The organism is Streptomyces klenkii (assembly GCF_003626645.1).
GTDB classification, from domain to species: domain Bacteria; phylum Actinomycetota; class Actinomycetes; order Streptomycetales; family Streptomycetaceae; genus Streptomyces; species Streptomyces klenkii.
In genome coordinates this window covers 469,849-488,007 of sequence record NZ_RBAM01000001.1, presented here as the reverse complement: position 1 = coordinate 488,007, position 18,159 = coordinate 469,849, and the positions used below count along the sequence as shown (strand labels likewise).

Below are 18,159 nucleotides of genomic sequence, written 5' to 3'. Positions count from 1 at the left end.
AACGAATCCCGTCGGCTCCAAGGCCCCAGCGGAGGCGCGGCGGAAGTATCCCGGTTGTCGGCAGACCGTCCACGAACCCGGAAGTTGCCCGTGAGTTCACGTGTGACACGTATCGCTATCGCCGCCGGGGCCGGCTTGCTGGTCCTGGCTTCCGGGAGTGCCACCGCGCAGGCCCGTCCGCAGCCCGCGTCAGAGGCCAGGACCTGCCTGGTCAACGTCGATTCGGGAGCCACCCAGTGCTTCGGCACGTTCCGCGCGGCCGTCGCCGCCTCCACGGAGGGGCGGATCACCGACGCGCCCCTGTCCGGCAAGGACGCCGCCCGGGACCGGCAGCTGGTCGAAAAACCCCGCGAGTCCTCCTCCGCAAGAGGGAAGCTGAACGCCGAGCCCGCCATCCTCTACGAGCACTGGAACTTCGGCGGCACGTCGATCATTCTCAACGGCGGCGCGTGCCGGACCGGTACGCACCAGGAGTACCGCGACTCCACGCCTTACGTAGGGGATGCCATGAACGACCGGGCGAGCTCGTACGCCCTCCTGTAAGCCGGGCCGTACACCCGGATGGGTATGACGGGCGGAGCCGTGGAGTCGCTACGGCAGCGTCGGCGGCTCCGCCTCGTGCACACAATGGTGCAGTGGTTCTCCCGTGGCCGCCCGCTCAGCCGTAGGCGAGTGCCTCGAGCCTGCTGTACGAACCGTTGAAGCGATCGTGGTCACCGACGGTGGGGCCCGTGCTTGTGTGCTGCCAGAAGGTGTAGAAACCCCAGCCGTTCGGGAGCTCGCCGGAGGAGGAGCCGTAGCTCGGCACCCACAGCGGGTTGTACCTGCCGAATCCGCCGTAGTTGCCGGTGCACTTCTTCCACCACGCGGTCGAGGTGTAGATCACCGCGTCGCGCCCGGTGTGGTCCCGGTAGGCGTCGAGGAAGTCCTCGATCCAGTCGATCATCCGGCTCTTGCTCAGCCCGTAGCAGGTGCTGCCGTAGGGGTTGTACTCCATGTCGAGCACGCCCGGCAGCGTCCAGCCGTCGTCCGTCCAGCCGCCGCCGTGGTCGACGAAGTGGTCGGCCTGTGCGGCGCCGCTGGAGTTGCCCGGCAGCGCGAAGTGGTACGCGCCCCGGATCATGCCCGCGTCGTACGGGCCGTTGTACTGGTGGGCGAAGGAGGGGTTGGTGTAGCTGGTGCCCTCGGTCGCCTTGGCGTAGGCGAATCTGACGCCGCTGTGCCAGAGCTTGGACCAGGAGACGTTGCCGTTGTGGCTGCTGACGTCCACTCCTTTGACCGAGGCGCTCGCCGAAGGGCCCTCAAGGGAGAGGTCGGGCGGCGCGGAACGCTTGGTGGCCGGGCCACGGCCGCCCTCGTGGGCGCGGACGGTCGAGCCCATCCAGTCCTGCTCGGGGTGGGTCGGGCGGCTGTTGCTTCCGGCCACCGCGGCGGTGGTTCCGGGGAGGGCGACGAGCAGGGTGAGTGCGGTCAGCAGAGAGAGGAGGACGGCCGCCGCTGTGGGGGGATGCGGGCGGCCCGGGCCGGAGTGGTGCTCGGGCATGAGGTGCCTCCGAGGCCGTGGTGGGGGGAGGAGGGTGCGGGGGGGAATTAAATGGTCACCGTATGGGTATGGCTATGCCATTCCTCCGGCTGCGGGCGGAGACACGGTCCGCGACGGCGGTCCGGGGGGCGGAGGTCAGGCCGCCTTGTGCCGGCCAGTCTTCTTCGTCATGGCCAAGGGCAGCTGGTCGTGGCTCGTTGAGAAACAGCCGTTGTACGCCTCGGGCTATGGGGCGGCGCTTGACGACGTCCTCGCCTGGATACTCCCCCGACCGGATCGGTTCGGCCACGACGATCGCCTCCTCCGGCATTCGGCTCCACGCTGTACTGCCACGCTCACATCCGGGCCCCGGCAGCGCACGAGGTGACAGGCAGCCGGATGACCCATGGGGTACATCTATACCGGTATAAACCGCTATGACGTGTGAGCGGAGTGCGATGGCCGGTCGTGGTGAACCGGGCGAGGCGGATGAGAGCGGTTATGGCAGCGGTTTTGACCCTGTGCTCGTAGAGCTACGGCTCCGCGGTGGGCAACGCTGGGTGATGTTCCGGGCCGCCATTTCCCCTCCTCGGCCGGACTTGCTGAGCCGAATGGGTGATCTCGGCGAGAGGGCGACCGAGTGCGGCAGGACCGGGATCCGAAGGACCCGGTCGAGGTCTTGACAGCTACCCGAAGGTCGAGCGAGCGCCGGCCGGGTCCGGCCTACGAGGCTCCTCGCGATCACCGCCGGCGCGGGTGATCGCAAGGCCCGGTCACGCGACCAGGCGCAGCCAGGCCGCCGCGAGTGCGGCGTGACCGGCCGGCGTCGGGTGCACGCCGTCCGCGGCCCAGTATTCCGGCCCGGTCGTCGCGGCGAGCTCGGCGAACATGCCGTCGGCAGCGAGCAGATGCGCGCCGTACTTGCGGGTGAGCTTGCGTACGACCTGGATCTTCGGGTCCAGGTCGGTGCGCCATTCCTTTCGCTCTTCCTCTCCTATGAGCGCGGCACCGGCCTCGACGACGCCGTGAATCGGCAGGAGGAACGGCTCGATGAGAATCAGCTCGAAAGGTGTCAGACCTCACCGACATCGGACCGACAGCCCCCGGATACGCCACCGACGCCATGGCTCCGGCGCCCGCGGCAACTGACAGCGGTCCAGGGATCTAGGGATCTACTGAATCGACGGCTCGTCCGGCGACACGACATTGGCAAGGCACTTGAGGAGCACAGCCGCGGTTATCCCGAACAGCACCGAGGGCGGCCAAAACGCAGTGAAGGGTCCGGCAATCTGCCGGACCCTTCACCTGTGAGTAGCGGGGACAGGATTTGAACCTGCGACCTCTGGGTTATGAGCCCAGCGAGCTACCGAGCTGCTCCACCCCGCGTCGGTACGGTGAACACTACGGCATCGGCCAGGCGGAAGCGAACCGGATTTCCCCGCTGCCGAAAAACCGCTCCGGACAGGGCCGGTTCCCGGCCAAGTCCGTTCGGGGGGCTACCGGGCTTCCGTGGTCGTGAGTAGCGTCGCCCCTCGGCATCGATCGACCTCAACGTCTACAAGGGGGGCACATGAGATTCCGCTACCGTGTCGCGGCCATCAGCGCATCCCTCGCCCTTGCGGGTGGAGGCGCGGTGACTGTCGCCGCGCCCGCCTCCGCATCCGAAGGCGCCGCCGCACCCTCCCTCTCCTGCGACGCCTGGCGGTACGAGAGGGGCACGCACGGCCATGGTGCGTCGATCACGTGCTACGGCAGCACGTTCACCGGGTTCGCCGTATGTCATCAGCCCGACGGCTACCTGTACCTCCGCTTCGGCAATCGCTCCCGCTCCGGTGGCACCTCGATCGTGTGGTGTGACCTCAACGCGGAGGTCACCGACGCGGGGGCGATTCCCGGCTGATAGCTCGGAACGGAGCCCCGGCATTTGCATCTGAACGCATCCGGCGGGTCGGCCGCATCGGTCTCTCCACCGTTGCCGGCCGGCCCGCTGGGCGCGGCACTCGGAGGGACTCGGAGAGCGTTCGGAGGACACGCGGAGGCACTCGGCCGGCGGCAATCCCCCGTCACGTCGAGAGCGCGGAAGCCACGAAACACATGACGATGACCGTGACGACCGGGGCCACGACGTAGCGCCTGGGGTACTCGTACGACTCCCGCCTCACGCCCCGGCGCCATTCTTCGCCGTATTTCAGGATCAGTTTCCTTGACGGGAGGAAGCCGATCGCCAGGCCGGTCCAGGCGAAGGAGTACAGCACCAGCATCTGCTGAGGGCTCGAGGGCTCATCCTGGAGGCCGCCTACCACCAAGCGCAACGGCTAGTCCACGCTCGTCGGGTCGCTCTGACAGAGCAAGCCGTGGGATGTCGTGGTCGTCGTCGGTGGCGGGATCCGCAAGGCCGAGCAGTTACTTCCGCTCTTCGAACAGATCGTGAACCTGGCCTGATCCGCGGTCATGCGCCCCAGGCCGCCACCGCGTTCAATACCAGCGGCGGGGCCAGCGTCGAGGCGGCCAGGCGGTGGAGGGCGAGGCGGAGCCTTACACATACCTACACGTAACGCATACCTACACGTAAGTGAACTCCACCACGTTGCTCTGCTCGTTGCCGTTCAGGGCGACGACCTGGACCGTTCCCGCGCCCGGAGGCACCTTGAAGGTGATCTCGACCGTGCCGTTCCCGGACGCTGCGCCCTCCCAGTAGGTCTCGTCCCAGTCCTCCTCTCCCCAGCGCAGTGTCTGGGTTCGGAGCAGCGTTCCGGTCAGAGTGACCTCGACCCCCGGCCTGCCGCTGGCCGGGTCGATGCTGTCGATCTGCAAGCTCATCGCGCGCCCCTTCGTCTCGTGGTACGGCGTCAGCCGGGCGTACGTCCCGGCCGCCTCGTCCACCCTGCGGATGACCTTGCGCCGCGGCTTCCAACCTCTTCCCGGGGCAGGTTCACCCAGTTGTCAGAGGGCATTGCCGGGGCACCGGGCCGCGGACCCGACCGCGTAGTGCACGTATTCGTGGACCGGACGGAACCCGCTCTTCGCGGCCAGGTGGCGGCGGCGGGTGGTTGTCGCGGGAGCAGGTCCAGGACGGGATGCGGCCGCGGGCGGTGATGTCGGCGCACAGAGCCCGGCCCGGACACAGGCGGTGGCGAGGCCTCGGCCGCGTTCTTGCGGGAGGGTGGTGACGGCGATGTCCTCGTACCGGCTGCCGAGGAAGAGGGGGCAGTCGAGGGAGAGGAGGAGCCCGTTGCGGAAGGCGCCCCCGCCGCGGCCGGTGGTGGCGAGCCCGGTCAGGCGGACTTGGCGGCGACCAGTTGGTCGGCGAGTTTGCACAGGCGGCGCACCGTACGGTCCTCCATCGCGACGGGGGCCGCCGGGGAGAGGGCCGTGCAGTCGTAGTAGGCGCCGGGGACGAGCGCGGTGGCGGGGTCGCAGAGCCGGACGACGCGTTGGGCACCCTGTAGGGCGGAGTCGCCCTCGTGGGCGTACAGCGACAGCAGGCCGGTGTCGCACACGCCGGGGTGGACGCTGACCGAGGTCCACGGCGCCTGCTCGCGGGTGAAGATGGTGAGGGCGAGCTGGGACTGGGCGTAGGCGGCGAGGCGGGAGTAGCGCTTGGCGCGCTGCGGGTCGTTCCAGGAGATGGACGCCGTGCGGTGCATGGAGGAGGAGACGTTGACGACGCGGCTGCCGGGGCGGGCGCTGAGCGGGCCGGAGAGCTCGTGGGTGAGGAGGTAGGCGGCCAGGAAGTTGACCTGGAAAGAGATCTCGTTGCCGTCGGCGGTCACGGTGTGCCGCTCGGGCGCGGCGACGGCCGCGTTGTTGACCAGCACGTCGAGGGCAGGGTGCTCCTCGGCTACGCGGGCGGCCATGACCCGTACCTCGTCGAGCCGGGAGAAGTCGGCGACGACCAGGCGCAGGCGCAGGGTGTCGACGCCGGCCGCGACCAGGCGGGCGACGGCGTCGTCGCCGGACGCCTGGCCGGGGGCGTGGACGATGACCGTGTCGCCCCGTTCGGCGAGCAGCCGGGCGGTCTCCCAGCCGATGCCGGAGGTGGCACCGGTGACCAGAACGGTTCGGGAGGCGGGCGAGACAGCAGAAGACATGGGAATCCACTCCGGGAAGGACAGAGCGGCAGCGAGCGCCGTATGGCGGAGCTGCCGTGCGAGCGTGAAGTGCCAACGGCGACAAGCGACAGGGGTGGCGAAAGCCGTCGTTCGCTGTGGCAGGTGGCACCGACGGTGCCCGTGTGATGGGCGCCGCGGTGGCGTCAATGAACAGTGGGTGCGCTCAGCGCACCGCGTGCGAACAGCGCGCGGAACCGGGCGGCGCCGTATGAGGCGGCCGGTCGTCGTGGCGCAGGTAGCTGTTCACGAGCACCATTCAAGAAAGCCCCACCGTCCGACCGCAAGAGACGCACCACATCCCTGACGCCGCCCTGACGTGCGCGCTCCCCCGGCAGTTCGCAGCGTCGGCAATGCGGTTGCGCCCTCTGCCTCACCGAAGCGACGCCGGTCCCGCCTCGCCCTGACCGCGCAGGCCGGGCCGCGCAGGCCGCGTCTGACTCACCCTGGCTGGGCGAGGCAGACGACCGCGTCGTCTTCCGGGGGCGGCTGAGCCTGGCCGAGGACGGAGCGGCCTTTACTGGACATGGATTCGCGGCTCATGCCGGATGGGGAAGTTCACCGAGCGCGCGATGAAGCACACCGATTGCACTTCGCCATGCAGTGCGCGAGCCTTTTCCACCATCGACGCCTCGGCAACGGTCACCTCCGGCCGGAGCGTGACCTCGGTGATCCGGCCTCCGCCGCCGCTCTCGTCCATGGTCATGACGCCGTGAGCGCGGTCTTCGTAGTCGACGACGGTCACCCCGCCGACAGCGCAAAGGTGGAGGTACCAGAGCATGTGGCACTGAGCGACAGAGGCCACGAGCAGTTCCTCCGGGTTCCAGCGTGCCGGATCGCCGCGAAAGGCCGGATCGGAGGAGGCGGCGATGGGCGCCTTCCCTGCCGCCAGAACCTCATGGGCGCGACTGAAGGAACGATAACTATCCGTACCTGAACCGAGGTTGCCGGTCCATTCAACTGCAATATCGTACGTGTGCGTCTCAGCCATACAGCCAGGATAGGCAGATTCCGGAGTACGACGTACTGCCGAGCCTCGTAGACGGGGCTACCACCGAGAGCCCCAGTGCTGTCGGAACTTCGTGCGGGCTTCGGTGCAGCTCGACGGGCGGACCCTACGATCGAGCGCATGGGAATCCAACGGATGGACCACGTGGGCATCATCGTCGATGATCTCGCGGCCGCAGTTGCGTTCTTCGTCGAGCTCGGACTCGAAGTGCAAGGCGAGGGGGCGGTCGAGGGCCGCTGGGTGGACAGCGTCGTAGCGCTCGAAGGTGTGAGGGCAGACTTCGCGGTCGTGCAGACCCCGGACGGCCACGGACGACTTGAACTGACGAAGTACCACGCGCCGACAGGCCGGGAAGGCGACCGGAGCGCGCCGGCGAACGCCCCGGGCATCCGCCATGTCGCATTCGCCGTCGACGACATTGACACCACCGTGGCCGGCCTGCGAGCCCGCGGTACGGAGCTCGTCGGCGAGCTGGAGCGCTACAAGGACAACTACCGGCTCTGCTACGTCCGCGGCCCGGAAGGAATCATCGTCGAGCTGGCGGAGCGAATCGGCTGAACTCCTTCAGCAACCCCTTCAGTAACCGCTCAGCGACCGCACACGGGGGACGTGCCGCTCTGTGAATCCGCCCAGTGGCTGCCGGCGGTATTCCCGTCGAGGTCGCCCATCTTGCTGAGGATGAGTGACGCCGCACCCCAATGTTCGTACGCGTCGAAGCCGAAGTCGAAGCCCAAGCCGACGTCGTCGTCCTGGACGTCCCAGCAGTCCGGGAGCATGACCGCCTCGGCCGCGTGGACAGGCCGTGCCGGGTAGCTCCGCGCCGGCTCAGGTGCGGCCGCCTCGACGGCCCGCGCGGGATCTGCGGGGATCACACGGCACGCTTCGGGCCTCAACGGATCGCGGTCGAATACCCGGTTCGAGGAGGGCGGGGCCACCGGGCCGGGATCGGCCGGCGGCCGGGGCGTCGTCCGTCGGCGGGGTCAGCCGGAAGCCGACCGGAAGCAACCGCGGACCGGACCCCGCTGCGTGACACTCACGGCTCTTTCCTCCTTCGGAGTGGTTTCGATCCGAGCGCACCCCCCTGTCCCGCGATCTTCCGGTTACCTCTCCGCGACCGCCGCATCGCGCGGCCGGCCGGCCGTACACCCCTCAGGGGCGCTATGGCACACACACAGGGGGGCACATGGCAGACGGGACGATTCTGTTCGCGGTACGGGAGCTTCCGGGGAGCCCGGGTACCGGTACCGAGCAACTGCGCAGGATCCACAAGGAGCTGGAGGCCGCGGGTTACGAAGTCCGCTGGGCCTCGCGCCGCGACGACGCCCAGGCGGTGCTGCGTACCGAGGCCGGCCTGGCCGCCGCCGTGGTGGACTGGAATCTTCCGGCAGAGGACACGACCGACGGCGAACCGGGCGGCGCGGACGTGCTGCGCCTGATCGGCCGGCGCTTCCAGGAGCTCCCGGTCTTCCTGATCACGCCGGGCGAGGACCTCGACCACCTCCCGCTGTGGGTGGCCGAGACCGTGATCGGCTACATCTGGCCGCTGGAGGACACCGCGCCGTTCATCGCCGGGCGGATCGCCAGGGCCGCCCGCGGCTACCAGGAAGGGCTGCTGCCGCCGTTCTTCAAGGCGCTGCGCCGGTTCGACGACACGCACGAGTACTCCTGGCACACCCCCGCCCACGCCGGCGGTGTCGCCTTCCTCAAGTCCCCGGTCGGCCGGGCCTTCCACGACCACTTCGGGGAACGGCTGCTGCGCAGCGACTTGTCCATCTCGGTGGAGGAGCTCGGCTCTCTCTTCGAGCACTCCGGCCCGGTCGGCGCGGCCGAGCGCAACGCGGCCCGGATCTTCGGCGCGGACCGCACGTACTTCGTCCTGCACGGCGACTCGACGTGCGACCGTATGGTCGGTCACTTCAGCGTCACGCGCGACGAGATCGCGCTGGTGGACCGCAACTGCCACAAGTCGGTCCTGCACGGGCTCGTCATCTCCGGGGCGCGGCCGGTCTACCTGATCCCCACCCGTAACGGCTACGGGCTCGCCGGCCCCCTCCCGCCCGGCGAGGTCCAGGCGCGGTCGGTCGCCGACCGGATCGCCCGTAACCCGCTCGCCCAGGGAGCCGTCTCGCCCGACGCCCAGTACGCCGTCCTCACCAACTCGACGTACGACGGCCTGTGCTACGACACTCTCCAGGTCGCCCGGGCCTTCGCGCCCAGCACGCCCCGGCTGCACTTCGACGAGGCCTGGTTCGCGTACGCGCGCTTCCACCCGCTCTACGCGGGGCGCTACGGCATGGCGGTGGGGCCGGACACCTTCCCGGAGCCCGAGCGGCCCACCGTGTTCTCCACGCAGTCCACTCACAAGCTTCTGGCAGCGCTGTCGCAGAGCGCGATGGTGCACGTCAAGCCCGCGCCGCGGGCCCCGGTGGAGCACGAGCGGTTCAACGAGGCGTTCATGATGCACGGCACGACCTCGCCGCTGTACCCGATGATCGCGTCCCTGGACGTGGCCGCCGCGATGATGGACGGGCCGCAGGGCCGCTGGCTGATCGACGAGGCGGTGGCCGAGGCCGTCCGCTTCCGCCAGACCGTCGTCCGCACCGGCCGGCGCATCGCGGCCGCCGGCGACCGGCCCGACTGGTTCTTCGGCGTGTGGCAGCCCGCGACGGTGACCGACCCGGCCACGGGCGACCCGGTGCCCTTCGCCGACGCTCCCGCCGAACTGCTGCGCAGCGAGCCGTCCTGCTGGCAGCTGGAGCCCGGCGCCGAATGGCACGGCTTCGCCGGCCTCACCGAGGGCTACTGCCTGCTCGACCCCGTCAAGGTCACCCTCACCTGCCCGGGCATCGACGCCACCGGCCGGATGTCCGGCTGGGGCATCCCCGCCCGCGTGCTCACCGCCTACCTGGCCACCCGCAGCATCGTGGTGGAGAAGACCGACAGCTACACCACCCTCATCCTGTTCTCCATGGGGATCACCAAGGGCAAGTGGGGAACGCTCATGGACGCCTTGATGGACTTCAAGGCGCTCTACGACGAGGACGCGCCGCTGGAGCGCGTGCTGCCCGGGCTGGTCGCCGACCACGGCGCGCGCTACGCCGGCAGGACCCTGCGCGGACTGTGCCAGGAGATGCACGACCATCTGCGCGAGACCGACCTGGTCGAGCTGCTCGACGCCGCCTTCCAGGACCTGCCCGAACCCGTCGCCCCGCCGCAGCAGTGCTACCAGCAGCTCATCCGCGGCGGTACGGAACGGGTCCGGCTGGCCGACGCGGCCGGGCGGGTGGCCGCCGCCATGGTCACCGTCACCCCTCCCGGCATCCCCGTACTGATGCCCGGCGAGAACACGGGAACCCCGGACGGCCCCCTGCTGCGCTACCTGACGGCCCTGGAGTCCTTCGACCGCCGCTTCCCCGGCTTCCACAGCGAGGCGCACGGCGTCACCATGGACCCGGACAACGGCGACTACCTCATCGAATGCGTCGCGCGACGCGTCCCGGCCCAGCAGGACGGCGGGCGGGCGGCGGCTGACGCGCGCGCGTAGGGCGACGGGGGGACGGGGCCTTGGCGGGCCGCGCCCCCTCCTCAGCCCGGCAGCCCGGCCAGGGGCCGCTCGTGTCCGCTCACGTCCGCTCGTGTGTAGCTGCGAGGCCGTTGCACCTGGTCAGAGGCCGTACGAGGGCTGTAGCCGCGATTCCGGCCCTGTGCCAAGCTGGGCCGTATGGCAGGCAATAACGTCCCTGCGCACGGCCATGTCCACGCCGCCCAGCATGACCAACCCCGGCCCCATCCCGCGGCGGGCCGGCGGGCGCAACTACGGCGCCGACTCGCCCACTTGATGAAGCCGCACGGCCACGGGGCCATGGACAGGACCGACGCGGAGCTGGAGTCTTCGCGCGAGGGCATGCGTACGCTGTGGCTCTCCCTCGGCGTCCTCGGGGCGACGGCCGCCCTCCAAGCGCTGATCGTCGTCCTGTCCGGGTCGGTGGCACTGCTCGGTGACACGATCCACAACGCGGCCGACGCCCTCACCGCCGTACCGCTGGGCATCGCCTTCGCGCTCGGCCGGCGGGCGGCGAACCGCCGCTACACCTACGGGTACGGACGCGCCGAGGACCTCGCGGGCATCGCGGTCGTCCTGACGATCGCCGCCTCCTCCGCCTTGGCCGCGTACGAAGCCGTCGACCGGCTGCTGCAACCGCGCGATGTCACCCACCTGTGGGCCGTGGCGATGGCCGCCGTGGCCGGTTTCGCCGGCAACGAGTGGGTGGCCCGCTACCGCATCCGCACCGGCCGGAGGATCGGCTCCGCCGCCCTGGTCGCCGACGGCCTGCACGCCCGCACCGACGGCTTCGCGTCGCTGGCCGTCCTCCTCGGCGCCGTCGGCGCGGCCTTGGGATGGCGATACGCGGATCCGGTCGTCGGCCTGTTCATCACCGCTGCCGTCCTCATGGTCCTGCGGGATGCGGCTCGCGAGGTCTACGGGCGGCTGATGGACTCCGTCGACCCCGCTCTGGTCGAGACCGCCGAGCACGCTCTGCGCCGCGTGGACGGCGTGCGGGGCGTCGGGCAGGTACGGATGCGCTGGGTCGGACACGCCCTGCGGGCCGAGGCGGACATCATCGTCGACGCCTGCCTGACCGTCGTCCAGGCCCACGCCCTCGCGGTGGCTGCCGAGCACGCCCTCATCCACGCCGTCCCTCGGCTGACAGCCGCAACGGTCCACACCGACTACACCGTCCGCACCGACTGCACCGGTGAAGGCTCTGACCCCCATGCCGTCCTCGCCCACCACTTCGGCGGCCCGCGGCGGCGAGAGGTCGGTTGACATGGTCAACCATTGAGGTTTACCTTCATCGCATTACTTGAGGACATGAATCATCTACACCCTTAAACGTCCTCGCCTGCCATATGGAGCATGGAGCACCGTCATGACTTCCGCCTTGTTCGTCGTCACCGGCGCCGGCCACTGGACCCTGGCCGACGGCACTTCGCACCCGACCGGCTTCTGGGCCGAAGAGCTCGCCGAGCCGCACCGGATCTTCCGCGAGGCGGGCTACCGGATCACCATCGCGACGCCCGGCGGGGCCCCCGCCCCGGTCGACCAGGCCAGCCTGAGCGCCGCGGCCACCGGCGGCCAGGAGCAGGCCGACCGCCTCGCCGCCGCTCTCGACGCCCTCCGGCCCGAGCTCGACGCCCCGGCCGCCCTTGAAGACGTCGACCTGGACGACTACGACCTGGTCTTCTACCCCGGCGGCCACGGCCCGATGGAGGATCTTGCCGCCGACCCCGTCTCCGGCGGGCTCCTCACCCGCGCCCTCGACTCCGGCAAGCCGCTCGCCGTCCTCTGCCATGCGCCCGCCGCGCTGCTCGCCGCCCGCCGTGAGGACGGCAGCTGGCCGTTCGCCGGGTACCGGATGACCGCGTTCAGCAACGCCGAGGAGACCGCGGCCGGCTTCGCCGACCGGGCTCGCTGGCTGCTCCAGGACCGCCTTACCGAGCTGGGTGCCGACTACGTCGCTGCGGATCCGTTCACTGCGCACACCGTCGTCGACCGCAACCTGTACACCGGCCAGAACCCGGCCTCCTCGGCGGACCTGGCCCATGCGCTGGTCGCAGCCGTACCGGCCGGTGCATCCACCGCCTCCTCCCCGGATCCGGCCGCCGTCGTAGCCCGGCTGAAGGCCGGATTCTCCACCGGTCGCACCAAGCCGCTCGCCTGGCGGCTCGACCAGTTGCACGCCCTGCGCACGCTGCTCACCGAGCAGACCGACGTGCTCCTGGCCGCTCTCCGCTCCGACCTGGGCAAGGGTCCGCAGGAGGCGTACCGCACCGAGATCGGCTTCACCCTGAACGAGCTCGACCACACCGTCGCGCATCTGGCGGAGTGGCTGGAGCCCCGGCCCGCCGCCGTCCCGGACGCCTTCCAGCCGGCCGAGGCGCGGGTGGTCCGTGACCCGCTCGGCGTGGTGCTGGTCATCGCGCCGTGGAACTATCCGCTGCAGCTCGCGCTGACCCCGCTGGTGGGTGCGCTGGCCGCGGGCAACGCCGCGGTGGTCAAGCCCAGCGAGCTGGCCCCGGCGACATCGGCGGCGCTGGCCCGGCTGCTGCCGCGCTACCTCGACCCGCAGGCCGTCGCGGTCGTGGAGGGCGCCGTCGCCGAGACCACGGCCCTGCTGGAACAGCGTTTCGACCACATCTTCTACACCGGCAACGGTACGGTCGGACGCATCGTGATGGCCGCCGCCGCGCGGAACCTGACGCCCGTCACCCTGGAGCTGGGCGGCAAGAGCCCCGTACTGGTCGAGCCCGGCGTCGACCTGGCGGCCACGGCCCGGCGGATCGTCCGCGGCAAGTTCCTCAACGCCGGTCAGACGTGCGTCGCGCCGGACTACGTGCTCGCCATCGGCGACACCGCCGCCGCTCTCGAAGAGCACCTGGTCACAGCCGTCCGGGAAGCGTACGGCGAAGACCCGTCAGCCGACGAGGAGTACGGGCGGATCGTCAACGAGCGGCACTTCGACCGGCTGATCGGCCTCCTGGGCGAAGGCCGCGTTGGGCACGTTGGCCGCGTTGTCACCGGCGGCGTACACGACCGGACGAACCGTTACCTCGCCCCGACCGTGCTGGCGGACGTCTCGCCCGAGGCGCCCGTCATGCGGGAAGAGATCTTCGGGCCGATCCTGCCGGTGGTCGGCGTGCCCGACCTCGACAGCGCGATCGCCTTCGTCAACGAACGTGACAAGCCGCTCGCCCTGTACGCCTTCACGGACTCCCCGCAGACCAAGCAGCGGCTGACCGAGGAGACCTCCTCCGGTGCCCTGGCCTTCGGCCTGCCCGTATCCCACCTGGCCATACCGGACCTGCCGTTCGGCGGTGTGGGCGAAAGCGGCATGGGGCGCTACCACGGCGCATACTCCATCGACACCTTCAGCCACACCAAGGCCGTCCTCGACAAGCCCCTGATCTGACCACGGCCTATCCCCGGCCCCCTTTCCCCCTCCCCGCCCGCTCCGCAAGGACACTAAGGACACTCAGACATGAACCCCGCCCAGCACAGCGCTGCCGTAGCCGCCGAGACCGCCGGATTCGTCACCGTAGTGAAGGGAGCCGACCTCTCCACCCCGGTGCCGTCCTGCCCCGGCTGGACCCTGGCCGACCTCACGCGGCACACCGGCAGCGTGCACCGCTGGTTCAGCGTCCTGCTGCGCCGGCGCATCCAGCAGCCGCCGACGAGCCGCGAGGTGGACCTCCACCTGCCGGAACAGCCCGGCGACTTCCCGGACTGGCTGGCCGAGAGCGCCGCCGAGTCCGCCGAGGTGTTCGCCGGCACCGACCTGGACGCGCCCATGTGGGCCTGGGGTCTCGACCAGCACGCCCGGTTCTGGGTGCGCCGCATGCTCTTCGAGACCCTCGTGCACCGGGCCGACGCGGAGCTCGCGCTGGGGCTCGTACCGCACATCGACCGCGTGCTCGCGGCGGACGGCGTCGACGAGTTCCTCACCAACCTGCCGTTCGCCTCGTTCTTCGCACCGCAGACCGCCGAGCTGCGCGGCCCCGACCGCAGCATCCGCTTCAGCTGCACGGACGGCGACGACACCTGGCTGATCCGGCTGCGCCCGGACGGCTTCGGGCTGGTGGCCGACGGGACCGACCCCGGCGCGGCGGACGCCACGGTCCGGGGAACCGCCGCGGATCTGCTCCTGCTCCTCTACGGTCGCATGGACCGTGAGAGCGACGCCTTCCAACTGCTGGGCGACCGTGACCTGCTCGCCCACTGGTTCACTCACTCGGCGTTCTAGGCTCGCCCGGGGCGCCGCGGAGCCCGCCCGGGGCGCCCCGAAGCGACATGCCTGCCCGATGGACGAGCATTCCGACGCGGGGTCGGGTCTACTCGTCAGCATGCACATCGCCCAGAAGATCAAGCCCTTCCTCTGGTACGACGACCAGGCCGAGGAGGCCGTAGCCCACTACGTGTCGGTCTTCGATGACTCGCGCGTCGTCGAGGTGATGCACTACGACGAGGCGGGCCCGGGTGAGATGGGGACCGTCATGACCGTCGAATTCGAGCTCGCGGGCCAGCGCTTCGTCGCTCTCAACGGGGGACCTCAGTTCACCTTCACGGAGGCCGTCTCCTTCAGCGTCGACTGCGCGGACCAGGAGGAGGTCGACCGTCTCTGGGAGCGGCTGAGCGAGGGCGGCGAGGAAGGCCCGTGCGGCTGGCTCAAGGACAAGTTCGGGCTGTCCTGGCAGATCACTCCGCGTCGGCTGATCGAGCTGCTGGGCGACCCGGACCGGGCCGCGGCGAAGCGTGTCATGCAGGCCATGATGGGCATGGGAAAAATCGACATTCAGGAGCTGGAGAACGCCTACCGCGGCTGAGGAGAGGTCTTTGGCGGCTGAGGAGGCCTTTAGGGGAGGTCTTCAGGCGGAGGCCTTTAAGGGAGCCTTCAAAAGCAGCCGCGGCACGCATATAGCGCAAATGAAATAAGCAGGAACGATCCCGGGCACTATCGTGGTCGCATGGAGGAGAACCGAGCGCTTCGGGTCGTTGACGCGTTGCGGCAGCGCGGCGTGAACGCCCACCTGGCTCGCGAAGGCGTCTACCAGATCGGCGTCCGCGTGGTCCTGCACGGCGGCCGCGAAGCCGTCTGGGACACCGACGACACCGCCGGCCTCGAAGCGCAGGTCATGCGGGACGGTGTCCTGGTCGGGTTCGTACCCTCCATCGAGGGGTCCGGCACCTTCGACCTCGACCAGACCGTCGACGCCATCGCGCGGGCCGACTACGACCAGCCGATCGCCCGCGAGCGCCCCACCGCTCCCCCGCCCTCCGCCCCGCTGCCCCGGGAGGGCGGCCTCTTCCGCCGCTTCCTCGGCGGCTTCCGCGAGCGCTGAGCACCGCCCTCCCCGCTGCCTGCGGTCAGTGGCCGCCGGACGGCACGTCGCAGCCGGTGTGGTCGGGATAGCCGGCGAAGGCGTCCGCCTTCGTGGTCATGCTGTTCATCGTGCCCTCCAGGCACAGCGGAGAGGCCTCGATGAGGAAGCCGACCCCCGTGGGGCCGTTCTCGTACGACCGCACCTTGCCGGCAGGGTAGCCGAGGCCGGTGAGTGCACTGCGCGTGCTCACCGGGTCGAAGTCACCACGCTTGCGCAGCGGTTCGAGCGCAGTCTCGATACGGCGGACGGCCGCGAGTCCGTCACAGCGGTTCTTGCCGTGCAGCGGGAGGGGAACCCTGAAGCCGTGGTTCTCGGCGTAGTGGTCAGTGGGAGGCGTGGCCGGGCCGGAGGAGTCCGCGCTCGGCATCGTCGCCGGTGAAGGGCTTTCACCGGGGCAAGGAAAGTCCACCGGCGTACTCGGCGTCGCGGCCGCGGTCCGTGCGGGCGGCCCGCCCGCGCTCGTGTCGTCCCCGGGCCGATGTGTTCCGCATCCTGCCGCCGGCACAGCAAGCACGGCCAGTACCGTCATCGGCAGCATGCCGCGTCGGACCCTTGTTGCCCTGATCATCGTCATACGCCGATCCTCTCCCGCATCACACGAGGCGTCATGAGTGCTTTTACTCATACGGCCGCTAACGGCTGCTATCCGCCACTACGGGACCGGCTGCGGCAACGACTACGGCACCGGCCGCATTTCAGCGGCACAGGGCCATGTCCACGGCTCTCTCCAGATGCATCGTCGCAGCTGCCGCGTCCGCCGGGAGGCCGGTCACGGCGATGGAGGCGGCGCGGCGGCCGTCGTCGGTGACGCCGCCCCGGGTCTCGAATCCCGGGAAGCTGCCGCCGTGGCCCCAGGCGACACCGCCGCACGACAGTGGCGTGCTCACGATCCCCAGTCCGTAGCGGGTGCCGGAGCCGAAGGGGTGTCCGGCGGGGACGGTGGTGCGCATCTGGGCGAGCTGCGCCGGCGGGAGGAGGCGGCCGGCCAGGAGCGCGGTGAAGAACCGGTTGAGGTCGGAGTTGGTGGAGATCATCTGACCTGCCGCCCAGCCCCAGGAGGGGTCCATTTCCGTGACGTCGCGCAGAGGCGCGCCTGCCGAATCCTGGTAGTAGCCCTTGGGATGGGCTTCTCGAATGGTCACGTCACCGGGGGCGGGGAAGTAGGTGTGCCGCAGCCCGATGCGTTTGATGACGCGCCGGCCTATCTCGTCGGCGAGGGGGCGGCCGGTGACTTTCTGGATGATCAGGCCGGCCAGCACGTAGTTCGTATTGCTGTACTCCCACTTCTCTCCGGGGGCGAATTCGGCCTTGTGCTGAAGAGCAATGTCGAGGAGGTCGTGGGGGTCGTAATACCGGGGCTGAAGGTCGTACTTGGTGTAGTTGGGAAGTCCGCTGGTCTGCTGGAGGAGCTGACGGACGGTGATGCGGCTTCCGTCGATCCCCTCCCCTCGTACGAGGCCCGGCAGATAGGTGTCGACCGAGGCATCGAGGCCGATCTTCCCCTCACCGACCAGTTGCAGCGCGACCACCGCGGTGAACGTCTTGGTGTTGCTGCCGATCCGCACCTGCCCGTCGTCGGGAACCTTCGCACCGGTGGCCAGGTCGCCGGTCCCTGCGGTGTACGTACGCGCACCGGTACGGGTGCGAGTACGGTCGTCACGATCCTTGACGCTCGCCAGCGCGGCGGGCACGCCGTCGGTGTGCACCAGTGCGTTCAGGCTCTGCTGGACGATGTCCGGCCCGGCGGCGGCAAACGCCGTGGGCGGTGCCAGGACACCCATCGTCATGACGCCGAGAGCCACCGCGGCAGCAGCCCGCACGGCTCTGCGCCGGCCACCCTGCTGCCGCCCGGAAGAACGAGAACTCTGCCATGCCTGCTCACGCACGAGCCAACCCCTAGGGAAACGTTGGGAATCCAGCGGTAAGTGCCGGGCCCAGCATCTCCGCATGCGCCCGCCCGGAACGATCCCGTCACCCACCCGCTCCAGGTAGGGCTAACCCCACCGAAGGCCTGCCCCTCCGAAGGGTCGTGGCCCGGCCTTCCTGACCAGGACGCGCGAAGGGGCGGCCGGTATACCCGGCCGCCCCGCGCTCGGACGCGTCAGTCCTCCGTGTCAGTCCTCCGCGTCAGTCCTCGTTCGGCGGGCTGATGAACTCCAGGGTCCAGGTCTCCTGGAACTCCGGCGCGGGCTTGACCACCGTGATCTGGGCACCACGGTGCCCGGCGCGCAGGGCCAGTTCATTCTCCGTCAGGATCTTCAACCCGCCGATGACACGCTCGAAGTGGAACTTCGCCAGTTCCTCGCGCTTGACGCTGTTCACGAAGAGCTTGTCCTCGGGAACGATCAGGCCCGCGGTGTCGTGCTGGGCGAGGCGGATCACATACGGCGCGTTCGGCTCGGGCGTGAACGGCTCGATGAGCCACTCCTGCTCGATCGGCAGGGGGTTCAGCCGGTCGGTGATGACCGGCGCGCCGTGCTTGACGGCGTACTCCGTCGCCGTGACCAGGGAGGTGGGGCCGATAATGTGGGCGTGGATCTTGTAGATACCGGGGCGTACCGGAACGGGAGCCATGTGAA

At 69.9% G+C, this 18,159-nt stretch carries 18 protein-coding genes, 1 tRNA gene and 2 pseudogenes; 11 read left to right on the top strand and 10 right to left on the bottom strand.

Going from position 1 to position 18,159, the window contains the following annotated elements; translation table 11 throughout:
- Positions 1-102: 102 nt before the first annotated feature.
- A complete protein-coding gene (locus D7231_RS01760) occupies positions 103-543 on the top strand; it encodes an invasion associated locus B family protein (RefSeq protein ID WP_120753090.1) in 441 nt (146 codons plus the stop codon).
- A gap of 115 nt (positions 544-658) precedes the next feature.
- On the opposite strand, the gene D7231_RS01755 is transcribed toward D7231_RS01760, so the two are convergent.
- Entirely contained in the window at positions 659-1,543 is an 885-nt protein-coding gene (locus D7231_RS01755; protein WP_120753089.1) for a lysozyme, read from the bottom strand.
- A 1,291-nt stretch (positions 1,544-2,834) separates the two neighbouring features.
- Positions 2,835-2,908 (bottom strand) — tRNA-Met (locus D7231_RS01745).
- A 184-nt stretch (positions 2,909-3,092) separates the two neighbouring features.
- Here D7231_RS01745 and D7231_RS01740 point away from each other — a divergent pair.
- Complete coding sequence (locus D7231_RS01740) at positions 3,093-3,422, top strand: hypothetical protein (RefSeq protein ID WP_147449670.1); 330 nt, start codon at positions 3,093-3,095, stop codon at positions 3,420-3,422.
- A 163-nt stretch (positions 3,423-3,585) separates the two neighbouring features.
- On the opposite strand, the gene D7231_RS01735 is transcribed toward D7231_RS01740, so the two are convergent.
- Positions 3,586-3,783, bottom strand: a complete 198-nt coding sequence (locus D7231_RS01735) for a hypothetical protein (RefSeq protein WP_147449669.1) — start codon at positions 3,781-3,783, stop codon at positions 3,586-3,588.
- 91 nt (positions 3,784-3,874) lie between these two features.
- Here D7231_RS01735 and D7231_RS37295 point away from each other — a divergent pair.
- Positions 3,875-4,077 (top strand): annotated as a pseudogene (locus D7231_RS37295) (hypothetical protein); the annotation flags it as partial.
- A gap of 7 nt (positions 4,078-4,084) precedes the next feature.
- Here D7231_RS37295 and D7231_RS01725 read toward each other — a convergent pair.
- The 3 genes from D7231_RS01725 to D7231_RS01715 all read right to left on the bottom strand — a co-directional run bounded on the left by D7231_RS01725 (position 4,085) and on the right by D7231_RS01715 (position 6,622).
- Complete coding sequence (locus D7231_RS01725) at positions 4,085-4,405, bottom strand: IPT/TIG domain-containing protein (RefSeq protein WP_120753086.1); 321 nt, start codon at positions 4,403-4,405, stop codon at positions 4,085-4,087.
- A gap of 392 nt (positions 4,406-4,797) precedes the next feature.
- Positions 4,798-5,613, bottom strand: a complete 816-nt coding sequence (locus D7231_RS01720) for an SDR family NAD(P)-dependent oxidoreductase (RefSeq protein ID WP_120753085.1) — start codon at positions 5,611-5,613, stop codon at positions 4,798-4,800.
- 535 nt (positions 5,614-6,148) lie between these two features.
- Positions 6,149-6,622: an OsmC family protein gene (locus D7231_RS01715; protein WP_120753084.1), complete on the bottom strand. Its 474-nt coding sequence runs from the start codon at positions 6,620-6,622 to the stop codon at positions 6,149-6,151.
- A gap of 138 nt (positions 6,623-6,760) precedes the next feature.
- Between D7231_RS01715 and D7231_RS01710 the strand changes: the two genes are divergently transcribed.
- Complete coding sequence (locus tag D7231_RS01710) at positions 6,761-7,198, top strand: VOC family protein (RefSeq protein ID WP_120753083.1); 438 nt, start codon at positions 6,761-6,763, stop codon at positions 7,196-7,198.
- Positions 7,199-7,227: 29 nt separating this feature from the next.
- Here D7231_RS01710 and D7231_RS01705 read toward each other — a convergent pair whose 3' ends face one another.
- Positions 7,228-7,512, bottom strand: coding sequence for a hypothetical protein (locus D7231_RS01705; RefSeq protein WP_194962442.1), 285 nt, complete (start codon positions 7,510-7,512; stop codon positions 7,228-7,230).
- Positions 7,513-7,823: 311 nt separating this feature from the next.
- Between D7231_RS01705 and D7231_RS01700 the strand changes: the two genes are divergently transcribed.
- The 7 genes and pseudogenes from D7231_RS01700 to D7231_RS01675 all read left to right on the top strand — a co-directional run bounded on the left by D7231_RS01700 (position 7,824) and on the right by D7231_RS01675 (position 15,538).
- A complete protein-coding gene (locus D7231_RS01700) occupies positions 7,824-10,184 on the top strand; it encodes an Orn/Lys/Arg family decarboxylase (RefSeq protein ID WP_120753082.1) in 2,361 nt (786 codons plus the stop codon).
- A gap of 177 nt (positions 10,185-10,361) precedes the next feature.
- Positions 10,362-11,468 carry a cation diffusion facilitator family transporter gene (locus D7231_RS01695; protein WP_120753081.1) on the top strand — a complete coding sequence of 369 codons (1,107 nt, stop codon included), beginning with the start codon at positions 10,362-10,364 and terminating at the stop codon, positions 11,466-11,468.
- 103 nt (positions 11,469-11,571) lie between these two features.
- A pseudogene (locus D7231_RS36900) lies at positions 11,572-12,255 on the top strand (type 1 glutamine amidotransferase domain-containing protein); the annotation flags it as partial.
- A complete protein-coding gene (locus D7231_RS01690) occupies positions 12,250-13,611 on the top strand; it encodes an aldehyde dehydrogenase family protein (protein ID WP_199739299.1) in 1,362 nt (453 codons plus the stop codon). The pseudogene D7231_RS36900 and the gene D7231_RS01690, both read left to right, overlap by 6 nt.
- Before the next feature lie 69 nt (positions 13,612-13,680).
- Entirely contained in the window at positions 13,681-14,442 is a 762-nt protein-coding gene (locus tag D7231_RS01685; protein ID WP_120753080.1) for a maleylpyruvate isomerase family mycothiol-dependent enzyme, read from the top strand.
- A gap of 58 nt (positions 14,443-14,500) precedes the next feature.
- Positions 14,501-15,022: a VOC family protein gene (locus D7231_RS01680; RefSeq protein ID WP_241999512.1), complete on the top strand. Its 522-nt coding sequence runs from the start codon at positions 14,501-14,503 to the stop codon at positions 15,020-15,022.
- 141 nt (positions 15,023-15,163) lie between these two features.
- Positions 15,164-15,538 carry a hypothetical protein gene (locus D7231_RS01675; protein WP_120753078.1) on the top strand — a complete coding sequence of 125 codons (375 nt, stop codon included), beginning with the start codon at positions 15,164-15,166 and terminating at the stop codon, positions 15,536-15,538.
- A 25-nt stretch (positions 15,539-15,563) separates the two neighbouring features.
- On the opposite strand, the gene D7231_RS37290 is transcribed toward D7231_RS01675, so the two are convergent.
- From D7231_RS37290 to D7231_RS01660, 3 genes are all read right to left on the bottom strand, one after another.
- Entirely contained in the window at positions 15,564-15,947 is a 384-nt protein-coding gene (locus tag D7231_RS37290) for a hypothetical protein (protein WP_120753077.1), read from the bottom strand.
- 328 nt (positions 15,948-16,275) lie between these two features.
- The gene (locus D7231_RS01665) at positions 16,276-17,466 is read right to left on the bottom strand and encodes a serine hydrolase domain-containing protein (protein ID WP_422396665.1); all 1,191 of its coding nucleotides are present in this window, start codon (positions 17,464-17,466) and stop codon (positions 16,276-16,278) included.
- 241 nt (positions 17,467-17,707) lie between these two features.
- Complete coding sequence (locus D7231_RS01660; protein WP_120753075.1) at positions 17,708-18,154, bottom strand: hypothetical protein; 447 nt, start codon at positions 18,152-18,154, stop codon at positions 17,708-17,710.
- Between the last annotated feature and the right edge of the window lie 5 nt (positions 18,155-18,159).